The 15,598-nt window shown below is 49.2% G+C and carries 9 protein-coding genes; 4 read left to right on the forward strand and 5 right to left on the reverse strand.

What is annotated here, in order from left to right; genetic code table 11:
* The first annotated feature begins 83 nt into the window (after window positions 1-83).
* From B5F77_RS07195 to B5F77_RS07205, 3 genes are read left to right on the forward strand one after another with little or no spacing between them, the layout of a single operon-like run.
* Window positions 84-980, forward strand: coding sequence for a sugar phosphate isomerase/epimerase family protein (locus tag B5F77_RS07195; protein WP_087329436.1), 897 nt, complete (start codon window positions 84-86; stop codon window positions 978-980).
* Window positions 981-1,008: 28 nt separating this feature from the next.
* Window positions 1,009-2,265, forward strand: a complete 1,257-nt coding sequence (locus tag B5F77_RS07200) for a Gfo/Idh/MocA family oxidoreductase (RefSeq protein WP_087329437.1) — start codon at window positions 1,009-1,011, stop codon at window positions 2,263-2,265.
* Between the two features lie 43 nt (window positions 2,266-2,308).
* Entirely contained in the window at window positions 2,309-5,779 is a 3,471-nt protein-coding gene (locus tag B5F77_RS07205) for a family 16 glycoside hydrolase (RefSeq protein ID WP_087329439.1), read from the forward strand.
* A gap of 108 nt (window positions 5,780-5,887) precedes the next feature.
* On the opposite strand, the gene B5F77_RS07210 is transcribed toward B5F77_RS07205, so the two are convergent.
* On the reverse strand, window positions 5,888-6,454 hold the full coding sequence (locus B5F77_RS07210; protein WP_087329441.1) for a sugar O-acetyltransferase: 567 nt from the start codon (window positions 6,452-6,454) through the stop codon (window positions 5,888-5,890).
* A gap of 566 nt (window positions 6,455-7,020) precedes the next feature.
* Between B5F77_RS07210 and B5F77_RS07220 the strand changes: the two genes are divergently transcribed.
* Window positions 7,021-7,800: a DUF6261 family protein gene (locus B5F77_RS07220; protein ID WP_087329445.1), complete on the forward strand. Its 780-nt coding sequence runs from the start codon at window positions 7,021-7,023 to the stop codon at window positions 7,798-7,800.
* Here the strand turns inward: B5F77_RS07220 and B5F77_RS07225 are convergent.
* The 4 genes from B5F77_RS07225 to B5F77_RS07240 all read right to left on the reverse strand — a co-directional run bounded on the left by B5F77_RS07225 (window position 7,780) and on the right by B5F77_RS07240 (window position 15,432).
* Complete coding sequence (locus tag B5F77_RS07225; protein ID WP_087329447.1) at window positions 7,780-9,273, reverse strand: PD40 domain-containing protein; 1,494 nt, start codon at window positions 9,271-9,273, stop codon at window positions 7,780-7,782. The genes B5F77_RS07220 and B5F77_RS07225 overlap by 21 nt on opposite strands.
* The gene (locus tag B5F77_RS07230) at window positions 9,248-10,726 is read right to left on the reverse strand and encodes a DUF6057 family protein (RefSeq protein ID WP_087329450.1); all 1,479 of its coding nucleotides are present in this window, start codon (window positions 10,724-10,726) and stop codon (window positions 9,248-9,250) included. Before B5F77_RS07230 ends, B5F77_RS07225 begins: the two co-directional genes overlap by 26 nt.
* 75 nt (window positions 10,727-10,801) lie before the next feature.
* A complete protein-coding gene (locus tag B5F77_RS07235) occupies window positions 10,802-12,433 on the reverse strand; it encodes a RagB/SusD family nutrient uptake outer membrane protein (protein WP_087329453.1) in 1,632 nt (543 codons plus the stop codon).
* A 29-nt stretch (window positions 12,434-12,462) separates the two neighbouring features.
* The gene (locus B5F77_RS07240) at window positions 12,463-15,432 is read right to left on the reverse strand and encodes a TonB-dependent receptor (protein ID WP_239445774.1); all 2,970 of its coding nucleotides are present in this window, start codon (window positions 15,430-15,432) and stop codon (window positions 12,463-12,465) included.
* Window positions 15,433-15,598 lie beyond the last annotated feature (166 nt).

Raw genomic sequence — 15,598 nt, forward strand, 5'->3', positions numbered from 1 at the left:
TACATATATTAATCCTCCATTTTCTTGCCTATTCCTGTTTTTGCTATACATTTGTACCATTCTAACATCAAATAAATAATACAATGAAAACAACTTTAGCATGGTTGGCGGCTTCGTGCCTGTTTTCTTTTTCTCCTTGCCTGGAGGCGGAAAATAATATCACCATAGGCGTAATCCAATACGATTTGAGCAACATAGACAAAAGCTTTAAGGATTTGCGCGACCAGGGTTTCGGTTCTTGCGAAATCAATTACGGGGCGAATAAGCTCACGAAAGCATTTGCCGAGGAGGTCAAGGCCGCTTCGAAGAAGTACGGCATAAAGGTGACGACGTTGGTGGGCGTGCCCGGAAAGAATAATACTTGGAATTTTCGGAAAGGTCCCTCTACCATTGGTTTGGTACCGGAAGAAGGACGGGCGGAGAAGGTGCAACAATACCACGAGATGATTGACTTCTGTGCTTGGGCTGGTATCCCAGCAATGCACTCCCATTTTGGTTTTATTCCAGAGGATTGTGCTTCGACGCAATATAAAGACTTTATCCGCGTAATGCAAGACTTGGCGAATTACGCGAAAGAAAAAGGAGTGATGATTTATTTCGAAACGGGGCAGGAGACCCCCATTACCCTTATTCGCGCGATAAAAGATATCGGGACGGGGAATGTCTTCGTGAATTGTGACCTCGCCAACTTGCTGATGTACGGAAAGGCCAATTCGCTCGATGCCGTCAAGCTTTTCGGGCCGCTCATCAAAGAGTTTCATGCCAAAGATGGAAAGTATCCCGACCCGAACAATCCATACGAGTTGGGTGCCGAGGTACCGATTCCTACAGGCGATGTGAATTTCCCTGCCGTTATCGAGGAATTGAAGCGGCAAGGGTATGAGGGAGCCATTACGATTGAATGCGAGCTGAATGGCGCACGGCACGATTATGTGGTCGAGACGCGGAAATATTTGCAAGAGTTATTAGATAAAGAATAAGATATTAATCAGAAAAACATTTTGAACCATGGAAATGAATAGAAGAAACTTCTTGAAGACCTTGGGAGGCGTGGCGCTGTTTACGATTGTGCCTCGCCACGTGTTGGGGAATGGCTATATAGCTCCCAGCGACCAGTTGACGAAGGGTATTATCGGTGTCGGTGGTATGGGGCGCGGCCATTTGAATTATGGCGGTACGCGCTTAGTGGCCGTTTGCGATGTCGACAAGAAGCATTTGGAATTAGGAAAACAATTGGTCCAGGAGAAGATAGCGGCCTATCATGATTTCCGGGATTTGATTCTCGACCCGAACGTGGATATTGTCCACATTGCCACGCCTCCCCATTGGCATGGCATCATGTCGGTAGAAGCCGCAAAGGCGGGAAAAGACGTATGGTGCGAGAAGCCTATGACGCGTACGATTGGCGAAGGCAAACGTGTGATGGAGGCCATGAAACAATACGGACGCATCTTCCGCTTGAATACTTGGTTCCGCTTTGCAGATCCCTTCTATGGACTCGGAACGCCTGTGAAGCCCTTGAAAAAGTTGGTACAGAGTGGTCTCTTGGGATGGCCTTTGAAGGTGACGATTAGCAAACATACGGGTTTCGATTGGAAATTCTATTGGGTCGGGAAAGAGTATTTGGAACCGCAATCAGTCCCGGCCGAATTGGATTACGACTTCTGGCTCGGTCCGGCACCTTACAAACCTTATAATCCGCACCGTGTGCATTCTACTTTCCGCGGGTATTGGGATTATGATGCCGGCGGATTGGGTGATATGGGGCAACATTACATCGACCCGGTGCAATATATCCTGGATAAAGATAACACCAGCCCTGTAAAAGTGGAGGTCGACGCACCGCAACAGCATCCCGATGCCGTAGGAACTTGGCGTTCTATTACGTATACTTACGAGGATGGTTGCCAGATTGTACTTTGGGGAGGTGATTATGGTGATCCGAATACGCCTTACATCGCTGGACCGAAGGGTAACGTCTATAAGAATTTCGTATGTGATATTCCGGATTGGGAGAAGAGATTGTCTGATTTCCCCGAACCGGAACCTCAGGAGACAGACTTTATCCAGTGTGTTCGGACGCGCCAACCTTTCGCGTTGAATGAACGCAATGGATTCCGTTCCGCCACGATTGTGAACATGGGAGGCGTGGCGTTGCGTCTCAATCGCACGTTGCATTTCGACCCGGTGAAATTGGAATTCATTGGCGACGAGGCAGCCAATCGTTTGTTGGATCAACCCATGCGTGCGCCGTGGAGCATTTGAGTTTCCCCATTAGAAGTTTAAATACATAGTACACGATCTTTATATGAAGAAAATATATATGACAATCGGTGCCTTCTTGCTGTGCGCAAGCATGGCGATGGCACAAACTCCAGCCAACCGGACGGCCAAAACGGTGGCGGCGGATGTATTGGCGCAGATGCCGGCGCAAGAACAAAAGGCATATAACGAATTAATCGGACAGCTGAGTGCGGCAGGCGAGGGGGCTGTCCATACGCTTATCGGGATGATAAACGCGCCCGGAAAAGGCAGCAATGCACAGGTGGATTATGCGTTGAGCGGCCTTTCGCATTATGTGATGGCCAAAGGAAAAGAGAACGAGCGGGTAGTTGTCTCGAAGGCCTATTGCCAAGCCTTGGAAACTGTCTCGGAACGTGAAACGCAGGCGTTCCTTATCCGGCAGTTGGAAATTATGGGAGGTGATGAGGCCGTGGAGACATTAGCCGGTTTTCTAAACGACGAACGATTGAGTGGACCGGCTGCACGGGCTTTGTCGCGCATTGATACGAAAATGGCAGGTACGGCTTTGGTGAGTTCGCTCAAACGACGCATGGGAACTCCCAAAACGCAACGTGACGCGATGAATGCAATCGCCGAGATGCAACCTGGAAACGTGGAAGGCGCGGAGACGTTGCTCCTCACGTTTGCTTCGAATACGGATATGAATTTGCGGAAGACAGCGCTCTATGCGTTGAGTTGTGTCGGGAGCGAAGCTTCGTTGGAAACGTTGGAGAAAGCAGCCGAGTCTGTTCATTATACGATGGAACCTTCGGGCGCGAACGAGGCCTATATCCGGTTGTTGAAGAGACTGGTGGCAGATGGGAAGCGCGAAGTAGTCGAAAAGGCGGCTAAGAATTTGCAAAAGAAGGCTCATAAGGCAGATGCTCAGCAAACCCGCGAGGCAGCTTTGGAAATCTGGATGTCGGCGACCGAACCGAAAGAGGCAACCAAGTTGTTGCTTTCGGCTTTGAAAGATAAAGACAAAGGATACCGGAACGCCGCATTGGATTATGCCTCTGCATTTGTGGATGAGACGGCAGACATTGAAATTGCGAAGTTCATGATGAAAGCGAAGCCGGATGTCAAGGTGGATATCCTGAATTGGATAGGACGCGAGGCAAAATGCAAACAAAAGAATCCTATCTGGAAGAAATTGATGATTCGCTTCGATTTGCCGTTTGCCAGTGTGCTTCGTGATGAATTAAATACGGAAGATGAAGCGGTTCGGCAGGCGGTCGTGTGGGCCATGGTGAAAATAGGGGACAAAGGATTTATCCCGACGCTGGCGAATCTGTTGACAAGTAATGAAAAGCAGATGGTGCTCTTGGCGCAGGATGCATTGCTGGCTTTCCCTGGTGACATTGACGACGAAGTGGCGAAAGCGATAGGAAAGGCGGGCGATTGGGGAAAGATTGCTGGTATTGAATTGCTTGCGCAGCGGATGGCGGATTCGAAGGTCAATACGATTTTGGCGCAGCGGGAACATTCTTCGTCCGAAGTGCGTGCGGCAGTCTATAAAGCCTTGAAGGATGTGGTGACGGCGCGCGATTTTGTGGAGATGTGTGGTATCTTGGAATCGTCTACAGACGCGGAAGAGATAAAAGAAACGCAGGCTGCGGTATCGGCTTCGGTCTTGTCGATGCCAGAAGCGGAACAAGTGGAAGCGATTGTACGCCGTATGTATCAAGCGGGCGAGGTAAAGAAACATCTTTATTATCCTATCTTAGCTGCTACGGGACAGCAGAAGGCATTGGACTTGATTATCGAAGGGTGTCAAAAGAATACGGGCGCGGCGAAAGAGGCGGCTGTGGAAGCGTTGCTGGCGTGGAACGATTTGCGTGCGGCTGATTTCTTGTATGAGGTGGCTCAATCGGATGGAGCGTTGGCTGCGAAAGCGTTGACGCGGTATATTGAATTGATTGCCGCTTCGGATATGACGGGCGAGAACCGTTTGCTCCGTCTGCGGAAAGCCATGGATGTGGCTCAGACGGCTGAGAATCGGAACCTTGTCTTGCAGAAGGTGCAAGAGACGGGTACTTTCCTGGCGTTGCTTTATGCCGGAGAGTTTTTAGATGATAAGGCGGTGCAGCAGTCGGCGGCTCAGGCCGTGATGAATGTTGCCTTGGCGCATCCTCAATATACGGGCGAGAATGTCCGTGCTTTGTTGGAGAAGGTTTCGCAGGTGTTGGATAACCCGGATGCCGATTATCAGCGGGAAGGTATTAAGAAGCACTTGGCGGAAATGCCGGACGAGGTGGGATTCGTCTCGATATTTAACGGCAAAGACTTGACGGGGTGGAAAGGCTTGGTGGAAAATCCCATCGCCCGGGCGAAGATGACGCCGGCGCAGTTGGCCAAGAAGCAAGCGAAAGCCGACGAGCAGATGCGCAAGGATTGGAAAGTAGAGGATGGCTGTCTGGTGTTCGAGGGCTCCGGTTTCGATAATCTTTGTACGGAGAAGTCGTATGGCGATTTCGAGATGTATGTGGAATGGATGCTCGACCCGGCTGGTCCGGAAGCGGATGCGGGAATTTACCTCCGCGGGACGCCGCAAGTCCAGATTTGGGATACGGCGCGTGTCAACGTGGGCGCGCAAGTGGGTTCCGGTGGTTTGTATAACAATCAGCAGAATCCCAGCAAACCTACGAAGGTGGCCGACAACAAACTGGGCGAATGGAATACGTTTTACATCAAGATGGTGGGCGACCGCGTGACGGTCGACCTCAACGGCGAACGGGTGGTAGACAATGTCATCCTCGAGAATTACTGGGACCGGAAGCAACCGATTTTCCCGGTAGAGCAAATCGAGTTGCAGGCGCATGGCAGCCGCTGTTCGTTCCGCAATTTATATGTCAAGGAGCTGAAGCGCGTCGAGCCTTTCCAATTGTCGGAGGAGGAAAAGCGCGAGGGCTTTAAGGTGTTGTTCGACGGGACGAACATGTACGAATGGATGGGCAACACGGGCGATTATGTCTTGGCCGATGGCTGCATTTCGATGGAGCCGAGCCGTAGTTTCGGCGGAAATCTCTACACGAAGGGAGAATATGCGGATTTTGTCTATCGCTTCGAATTCCAGTTGACGCCGGGCGCGAACAATGGCGTCGGGTTGCGTGCTCCGTTGGAGGGCGACGCGGCGTATGTCGGTATGGAGAGCCAAATCCTCGATTGCGAACATCCGATTTACAGCAACATCACGCCGCTGCAACACCACGGTTCCATCTACGGCATCCTTCCGGCCAACGAACAGCATATGAAGGCGATGAAACCTGTCGGCGAATGGAACTACGAGGAGATTGTATGTGATGGCGATTATATCAAGGTGACGCTCAACGGCGTCGTGATTGTGGAAGGCAATATCCGCGAAGCGACGAAGCAAGGTACGCCCGACGGACAGGAACATCCGGGACTCTTCAACAAGAAGGGGCACATCGGTTTCTTGGGGCATGGCTCGCCTGTCAAGTTCCGTAACATCCGTATCAAGGAACTGAAACATTAAAGAATTGACAATTAACAATTAGCAATGGACAATGTGCTATGGGAACAAAATCCCCCTGCGCATTGTCCATTTTTCTTTATAGAGATGCAAATTGTCAATTGTCCATTGTCAATTGTCAATTGATCTGATGACTTTCGCCGGCACGCCTCCCACGATGGTATTCGCCGGCACGTCTTTCGTGACGACGGCTCCGGCTGCCACGATGGCATTGTCGCCAATGGTCACTCCGGAGAGAATCGTGGCGTTCGAGCCAACCCATACGTTCCGTCCCAGCCGGATGGGCTTCGGGTAGGTATGGTAGCGGTCGGAGGGCGCGATGCCGTGGTTGAGCGTCGCAAATACCACGTTGTGCCCGATTTGCGAGCCCTCGCCAATCGTCACCCCGCCATGGTCCTGGAAATGGCAGCAGGCATTGATAAACACGCCCTCTTCTACGTGGATATTCTTTCCAAAGTCCGTATAGAAGGGCGGGAAGACGCGGAATGTCTTCGGCACCTCGTAACCGAACAGGCGCGAGAGCAACGCGCGTACCTCGTCGGGCGTATGGTAGGCGCTGTTTAGTTCGAAGGTGATGCGCCGTGCTTCGTCGCTCATTTCGTCCATGAATTGGTGGATTTCGTCGGAGGCGAGCGCTTCCCCCGTCTTTACATATTCCAAAAACGCTTTTAATTCCATTGTTTATTCCTTTTTAATGATTTGTGCGGCAAAGATACGCGTTCTTCCGCCGCGCGCCTGTATATGGATTACGGATATTTGCTTTCCGCCGTCCCATTTTTTCTGGGATGCTGCGGCGGGCCTCCCGAAGCGTCCCTGCGCTTGGGGCTTTAGCGAGAAGAAGGTCCGATAGCGAAAACTCCTTTTTCGGAACCCGGCGCGATGCTGGAGAAAGAAAAAGTAATTATTTTTTATTTCTCCTATAGCTGGAGGAACCCATGTAAAATAGCATAAACTCCTCCCATAGCAGGAGGTAGATTTGAAAATCATTTTTAGCTGCTCCTTAAGCAGGAGTTAAAATCGAAAATCATTTTTGATTTCTCCAGTTTCCGGAGGAGATAAATTAAAACTCAAAAGATTCCTCCAGTTATAGGAGGAATAAATATAAAATAACCTGATTTTCTCCTATAATAGGATGAAAAAAAGAAAAATAACTTATATAGCTCCCCTAATTGGATAATAATATGTATCTTTGTTTTTAGAAATCCCATAGACAAAAATAAAAACGTAGAAAAGGAGGAACGGCTATGATAGAAGAGATTCATTATGATTTTTCGCGGCATAATGCGCGCGCCGCGCAGCACCTCTATTTTGTGCAGGAAGCCCTGAGATGCGTGCCCGAAGAGGTGGCAACAAAGTATGGTTTCGGGAAATGGCGGCAAGATTTCGCGCGCGCTGTCGACGCCGAGTGGGATTGTTTCCATCTGAAGCGCGGCTATCGGTTGACGGAGAAGATTGCAGAGGCGAACCATGCCCGTACCGAGGTATTTACCTTTTACAAGCAGTTGGCCAAGTCCTATGCCCTGCATTGCCCCCACGCGGAGAAGAAAGAGGCGGGGAAGCAGCTCTTTTTTATTTTCCAAGGGATGGGAAACGTGACGCGCATGTCGTACGACAGCCGGACGGCGATACTTTCCCATTTGGTGACGCAGCTGAGGGAGGAACCTTACGCGACCGTATTGACCCAACTGGGACTGGACGACGCACCCGGAGACCTGGAGGCCGCCAACCAAGCGTTCCAACGCGTTTATCGCGAACGCACCCGCGAAGAACGCCTTCATGCCGAGATGCCCGAGATGAGCCTGTTTCGCGCCGCCTCCGACCGTGCCTTCAACGAGATGGCCAAAACTATCAACGCCCTTTATGTCGCCAACGAACTGGTCGGACAGAATACCGAGAAGCGCGAAGCCCTGCGCAGCGTCATCCTCAATTTGGAGGACCAGCTGCTTGCTGTCCGCCGGACCATCGGCCGAAATCGGAGCGAGGCGGAAGAGGAGGAGGAGCCGTCAGCGCCCCTGGATGCGTAGGGAGATTTCGGTGTTGTGCTGCGAGACGGTTTCAAGCAGGGCGCGTTGAGACGTGACGGGGGCAGTGAGGAACTCCGGCAGGTTGTACGTCCGCGTGAAGGTCTCATAAAAATGCGGGTCTGCTTGCGGGAGAAGGAACGGCTTTGTGAATTGCCCCGTCGCCGCGTCGAAATGGGCGAAAAAGGGGCGCGCCCACAACCCGTCGAGGCGCTTGCTGCTGAGGACAAGCCAACGGCCCGTCGAGGACCACGTGTGGAAACTGTCGACATCCGGACTGTTCAGTTCCGCGGCCAGACGCACCTCGCCCGTCCGCAAATCCAATAGATAGAGGTCGCTCTCCGGATGCCAAATCGAGAAGTTCCCATAATCCGACATCGTAAAGAGGAGGAAATTCCCATCGGGCGAAACGCGCGGGAACGAAATGCTTTTCCCCTCGCGCGAAGCCGCATAAAGGCAACGAGGCGTACCGAACGGTTGGGCATCGTCTGCCTGGAATGGGATGGCGTAGAGGTCGTACCGGAGGCTGTCGAGCGGCGTAGCGTGCGTATAGGCATTCCCCCGGCAGAAGAAGAGCGTCTGGCCATCGGGAGACCAAGTGGGGAATGTCTCCATGGCGTCGGGACCGTAAATCGCGGAATCGGTAAGAAGTACGTGGCGGTCGACGTCGTAAACGCCTAAATCGGCCGCGAGGTCTGACACCTCGATGGGTTTCTGCCCCGAAACGTGGAAGAATTGTTGGATTTCATTCATGGAAAAGGCGATGAACCGTCCGCTGGGATGCCAGGCAGCATAGGTGTTCCCGTGGGAGGCGCCTGTCGCCGAAGCGGCGATTTTCTCCATCTGTCCGTTGCGATAGACGACTGTGCCATTGTCTTTCCCTCGCACGTGCAGCATGAAATCCGCCGGACGCTGGTGGTTGAATGTATGGCAGTTGAGGCATTGCTTGCCGATGTCGCGGTTCTCGAGGATGGGCGTGACGTCGAAGTTCGTGAGGTTGCGTTCGTAAATCCCCATTTCGTTCCAAAGTTCGTAGCCTGGGTAAAGGAGGCGGTAAGCAAGGAAAGCGTCTACTGTATCGGGACTGACGGTATTTAGGATGTCGGCGTACTGCGTCCATGATTTCTCGCGCTGGATATAAATGCGGAAAAAAAACTCTTTCCCTTGGGCTCGTTGCAAAAGCGTACGCCATGCTTTCTCCGGAATGATGACTTCGGGTTTGCTTCCGGACGTGGAGTAGAGAATCTCCTCGCCCACGCCCATCTCCGTGTGAAAGGCGTCTCCCTTTTCTTGGATATAGAAATTGGCCGGAGCGATGTTGACGGGAAACGTGACGCCAATGTAATCCGGAAAGATACGAGGAAGTTGCTCCTCAGTTCTGTCTGCTTGGACATTTTGCGGACGGCAACCGGCAAACCCGAACGCGAGCAGGCATAGCGTGGCGATGAGGTTAATTCGTAATGATTTTGTTTCCATAGGGACTGACGAAATTTAAGTAATACCAATAGGTTTTCCCGAATTCTTTCCGAAGGCGGTAATTATCTTTTTGCTGAAAGAGCTGGTAGTAGCGAGCAAAGCGTTGCTCCGTTTGGGGACGGATGACATATCCCGTCGCGGCAAACGCCTCTTCGCCGATTCCTAATTTATACATGAGCAACGCCTCTTCGAAGATAGCGGGCATTTCCGGATAATCGAATTGCTGGATAAACGGAAGGTATTCGACGAAGCGGACTACCTGATTGCTGAGCAGCAGGTCGCACATGAGATATTCGAACGCCATACGGTTACCCTGGTCTTGTTCACAGAGGTAAAGCAGCTCCGGACCGATATTCATGACATTGGCAAAACGCGCGGGATGTGTCGGCGCGTGTGCCAACGCGTAGTGTAATCCTTCCACTTTTCCGGACGATAGAACTGTCTCCAACCGTTTAGCCTCTTCGGCATAAAAAAGGGATTGTTTCAATAGATTGAGGAAACGTTGTGCGACGCGAGGCCGCCCGATGATGATGTTATAACGCGCGAGGTTCAAAAGGTGCGGAGCCGTTTCACCCCAGACCACCATCGCTTCGAACTCCCAGCGTTGTGCCTCGTTGATATGCCCTAACTCTTCATAGAGAAAATGGCCATATTCACTTTCCCGGCTGTCACTGTTCCATGGGAAATAAAGCCCTTTGACACCCAACGGTTGCGGATAATCGAAAAGGTGGGAGAGGAGTTCGCCTTTATGATAAAGCGCTAAATGGCGGAAATAGTAGATAAGTTGGTTGTTTCGTCGCTTATCCAAGTATTTTCCAGTTTGACGAAGTACTTCGTCCCAATTTTTTTCTTTCACAGCTTGCTCGGCTTTAATCATTCGATGCTCGCTCATATTATATGAATGGATGAAAAGATAGGAAGCGGTAACGGCATAAACGGCGATGACAACTATCGTAATGCTGTATGTTACTTTCGTGCTGCATTTCCATTCCGGCACGAACGGATGTATTTTTTTCCAGTATGGAGAGAAGAGTAGATTCAGCAGCGTAAAGAATATCAGAAAAAGCCAACAAGAAACAACCGGTACCAATGAGTAATCGGCAGCCATCGTTTGCAGGAATAGGTAAAGAGAAGGAATTAGAGAAAGCTGAAGCCAGTCATTCTTGCCTGTTATGATTTGGATGTTATAGGTGAGGAGCCCATAAATAGAGGCCAATATTCCGCCCAGTATGATGCAACCAAGCCAAGGATAATAAAAGAATTGGATGATGAAATCAGTAAGGTAGCTCATCCATCCGACTGTTTCTATTTGTTGCGTGAAATAATGAGAGGAGAAAAGGAAAAGATGATGTTGTTCGTGATAAAAGATGATATGAGATAAGACATCTCCATACAGGCCTGTATAGATGAAAAAAAGAAGGACCGTCAAGATGAAAGGCAATTTGCGCTTCATGTGTGCAACGATTTAAAAGAATCCGTGCCCTCGACAGCCGTCAAGGACACGGAATACAATTGTGTAACAACGTTATTAATTATACCCTGGATTTTGGCCTAAACCTGGATTCAAATCCAATTCCGTTTGAGGAACAGGCATCAAATAGTTGTAGTCTTCATAATGGCTACCTGTTAATTGGATGGGATCGCCTTCATATAAGATACAACGTTTGCCTCCATCTCCATCTGGCGCATTCGGGTCGTCTACCAGACGGTATTTCAATCCTTCGAATGGCGCATTCAATACCTCTTTGGCAATGCCCCAACGGCGGATATCCCATGGACGTTTACCACCTTCCAATGCGAATTCCACACGCCATTCGTTGCGGATACGTTGACGGAGCGCATCTTGTGTCGGACAATAAGTTGGTTTGCTGGCATCCGTGTTCTGCAAATCAGGCATTCCGACACGGCGACGTACTTGATTAACTGCATCAAATGCGGATGGATCTAACGGAGAAAGCTCGTTCTTTGCTTCAGCATACGTCAAGAGAACTTCAGCATACCGGATAGTTACCCAGTCTTTACCCATTTCCCAACCTGTAGATACCGGGTCGATGCTTGGGTCTAACCACTTTTGCTGGTAATATCCTGTAGCTGTAGCATCGCCATGCTGGGCAATACCGGTGTTTCCGCTCGATTTCAGCGGAGCCACTTTGATAGTTACGCCATACATTACTTCGCCATCGTGCAAAATATTGACTTCGCAACGCGGGTCGCGATTCTCGAACGGATTCTTCGGGTCATAAATCTTCGATTCGCTGATAGGAGCTCCTTCAATATCCTCGAATGCGTCAACCAAACTCTGTGTCGGGTTTAGACCACCCCAACCCAATGTCGGGAAACATTCCCATCCAATCAAGTAGTGCGTTTTATTCGGCGCATTGTATTGCACATAAAGGATGAATTCGTCGCACCCGTCGGCTTTTTCCCAGAAGAGTTCTTGATATTTACCCGTATTTTCTTTATCATACAGTTCATATCTGTTCATGTCCATGACGTTCTTTGCTTCCGTCATGGCGACTTCCCAATCGCTGTAATAAAGGGCTGCTCTTGCCTTCATGGCCATTGCCGCACCTTTCGTCACACGAGCAGCATTGTCGGCATCCCATTCTTCAGGCAGATTGGCAATTGCAGCATCGAAATCTTCCATAACTTTTGCATACACTTCTTCGCGCGGAGTACGTGTAATGTTATCCACATCTGTCAGTTCCAATGGTTTGTCGATGTAAGGGACCGCACCGAACTGACGAATTAGCGTAAAGTAAAGATAAGCGCGGAAGAAGCGGGCTTGTCCTTCAATTTGCTTATAAGCCTCTTCGCTCAAGTCCATTTCCTGAATCTTTTCCAAAACCAGGTTGGCTTGGCGGATATAGCTGTATTCGCTCGACCAACCGAAATCGGCCGGGTCGTAGATACCTTTCGATTGGTTTCCTGCAGCCCATTTGATACCATGCACGGCATTGTCCGAGTTGATGTCTTCGTCGGTGTCCCATGTCGGAAGGCATTCATAAATATTCGATACGGCCATTTCCGCATCCGTTTGGGTTTTCCAGAAGCTCTCATCGGAAAGTTCTTCTTGCGGATAGCGGTCTAAGAAATCGCTACACGAAGAAAATGCCCCGAGCAACAAGATAGAAACAATATAGATGAAATTCTTTTTCATGACTCGTTATTTAAAAATGTTGTTTTGTGTTAGAATGAAACTTTTAATCCGATAGATACTTTCTTTACGTTTCCGTAAGACCATCCACGTTCGTTGCCTTCTTCAGGGTCAAGACCACCATCCAAACCTGTAAAGGTCAGTAAGTTTTCACCCGTCAAGAATATTTTAGCAGAGGAAACGTTGATTTTGTTCAAGAATGTTTTCGGAATGCTATAACCTAAGGTCAAATTCTTCAGACGGACATAAGACGCATCTTGTACCCAGAAAGAAGATGTGACGAAGTTTGTCTGGTCTGTACGCGTAATGCGCGGATAAGTCGCATCGTGATGATCCGGTGTCCAGCGATCCAAATGTCTCTTTAATGCTGTTGCTCCATTGTAGAACGCATAAGCAGCTTCCGCTGTATAATAGCCATCTACATCGAATGCGCCTTGGAACAATCCAGACAAATCGAAGTCTTTATAAGTTACGCTGAAATTGAAACCACCTGTCCAGCTCGGGAAGTTCTTTCCGATTACCTGGCGGTCGGCATCCAATGTAATCTTGCCATCGCCATTCAAATCCTTATATTTGATATCACCCAATTTTTCCGTACCCAAACGTTTCGGGCTGTTGGCCAATTCTTCTTCTGTATCGAAGAATCCATCTGCTACGAGTCCGTAGTATGCATTGATTGGATAGCCTTCCAAGTTCCACATTTTGTCGTTATCCGGATTAGCGCCTTCCGTGCCGCTCATGTTGGTGATTTCATTCTTCACGTAGCTAACGTTCAAACCAATTGAATAGCTCCAATCTTTATTGATACGATTGTTGTGGAAGATATTCAAGTCAAAACCTTTATTCTCTACGCTACCTGCGTTCTGTGCCGGCGCTTCCATACCGATAACACCTTGGATCGGCAAGTAGAGCAACATGTCGTTGGTCTTTTTCTTGTAAGCTGCCAATTCGAATCCAAGCATATTGTTCAAGAATCCGGCTTCTACACCTACTTCGTAGTTTGTGACTGTAGCCCACTTCAAGTTGTTGTTTACATAACGGCTTTCGTAAGCGGTTGTATAGAGCGAATTGTTGAACATGAACAAATGGTCTGCATCGCTATAAGCATACGTGGCAATAGCGGGATAAATATCATCGCTCTTTAACTCTTCATTACCCGTACGACCCCAACCAAAACGAATCTTCAGGTTGCTCAACCAATCGGCATTGTCTTTAATGAAGGCTTCTTCCGAGAGACGCCAGCCGGCAGACAAGGCAGGGAATACGCCCCAACGGTTATCTTTTGGGAAGCGGGAAGAGGCATCGCTTCGGAGGTTGAACTCGAAGAGGTACTTGCTGGCATAATCGTATTGGATACGTCCGAAGAAAGACATACGAGCCATTTCGTATCCTCCGTCTAAGTTCGTCTGGGAAGAGGCATCCAACGTATTCAATGATTCCTGCAATTCATCATTACCGCCGCCTTTGCGCTCAGCTTCTGTATATTTGTAAGTATGTTCGTAGGATTCAAGACCTAACAAACCACCAATCGTATGCTTGCCAAACGTCTTGTTGTAATTAATCAAGATTTGTCCGGTATAATAGTTATGGTTGTAGTACTTCTCATATCCTTCGCGCAAGCCAGAATCATATACGTTATCTCCCGAGCCATAGGTATAATGCGCTTTGAATCCATCTTGGTTGCGCTGGTAATTACGGATCGAGTAAACTCCCTTGATGCTTAATTCCGGCAAAATGTTTACCGTCAAATAACCCGTCAGGTTGACTTCTTGGTCTGTAGTACGTTGAAAACCTGTGTTATTCGCTTGGATGGCAACCGGGTTATCTTTTCCTTCGTAATTGAAGCTACCGTCTTCGTTGTAAATCGGGTCGGTCGGGTAATTACGGGTTACGCCTTGGAATACGGTCGTATATCCTACGTAACTATCCTTTTGCACGCCGCGATATCCGGAAGCATTCAATCCGAGACTTATGTATTTGTTGATATCTGAATTGACATTCATACGGGCGTTGTAACGCTTGTAGTTGATAGCGTCTGTCAAACCATCTTGATTCGTATAACCGACAGAGGCACTGTAGGCCGTCTTTTCCGAACCACCCCGGATGGAGAGGTTGTGAATTTGCTCAAGGCCCGTCTTTTTGAATGCAGCGTCATACCAATCCGTCGTGGGAAGTGCGCCTGTCCGATAAGCTTCGATATCTGCCTCGCTAAATGGCATAGGCGAATTCGGATTCTCATTATAGGTCGCCTCATTAAATAAGGTAGCAAATTCATACGCATTGACGTAATCGCGCTTTGCCACGGGTGATGACCAAGATACCGTTCCGGAATAGCTTACCGTAGCCTTGTCTCCCTTTTTACCCTGCTTCGTCGTAATCAAGATGACACCATTGGCGGCTTGCACACCGTAGATAGCGGCCGAAGCGGCATCCTTCAATACGGTAAACGATTCGATATCCGACGGGTCGATAGTATCCATACTGCCCGGAATACCGTCTACAATCACTAGCGGAGAAGCCGCATTGATAGAGTTCTTACCACGAATCGTCAGCGAACTGGATTGACTACCTGGTGCACCTGAGTTCTGGATGGCGGTCACACCTGGTAATTGTCCGGCAATGGCGGCCGAGATGCTCGACACGGGGCGCGTTTCCAATTTCTCTGAATCCACCGAAACGACCGAACCCGTCAAGTTCGCCTTCTTCTGCACGCCGTATCCGACTACGACCACTTCTTCCAATTGCTTAGAATCTTCCTTTAAGGAAATGATTAAGTCCTGGCCATTCCAAACGACCTCTTGCGTTTGATAGCCGATGTAAGAGATTACCAACGTTTCACCCTTTTCTACATTAGTGATGGCATAGTTACCGTCCATGTCGGTAATCGTACCGTTGGTAGTTCCTTTTACTTGGATAGAGGCACCGATAATAGGGTCGCCCAATTCATCTTTTACGATACCCTTACAAGCGGAGTCTTGTTGTGTTGCATTTACCCCCCCCATTTTAACCAATGTTAACTCTGGAGCTGCTGAGGCAAGTCCTAACGGAAGCCCCGACAGTAGAAGTAACATGCCAATAGGTTTTACTGTGTTTACCATATCGTGTTGTTATAAATTTGGATAATAAAATTAGTATTTTCGTTTGAAAGGGTTAGTCCGTTTGGCTAAC

This window comes from Parabacteroides sp. An277, assembly GCF_002159645.1.
Taxonomy (GTDB): domain Bacteria; phylum Bacteroidota; class Bacteroidia; order Bacteroidales; family Tannerellaceae; genus Parabacteroides.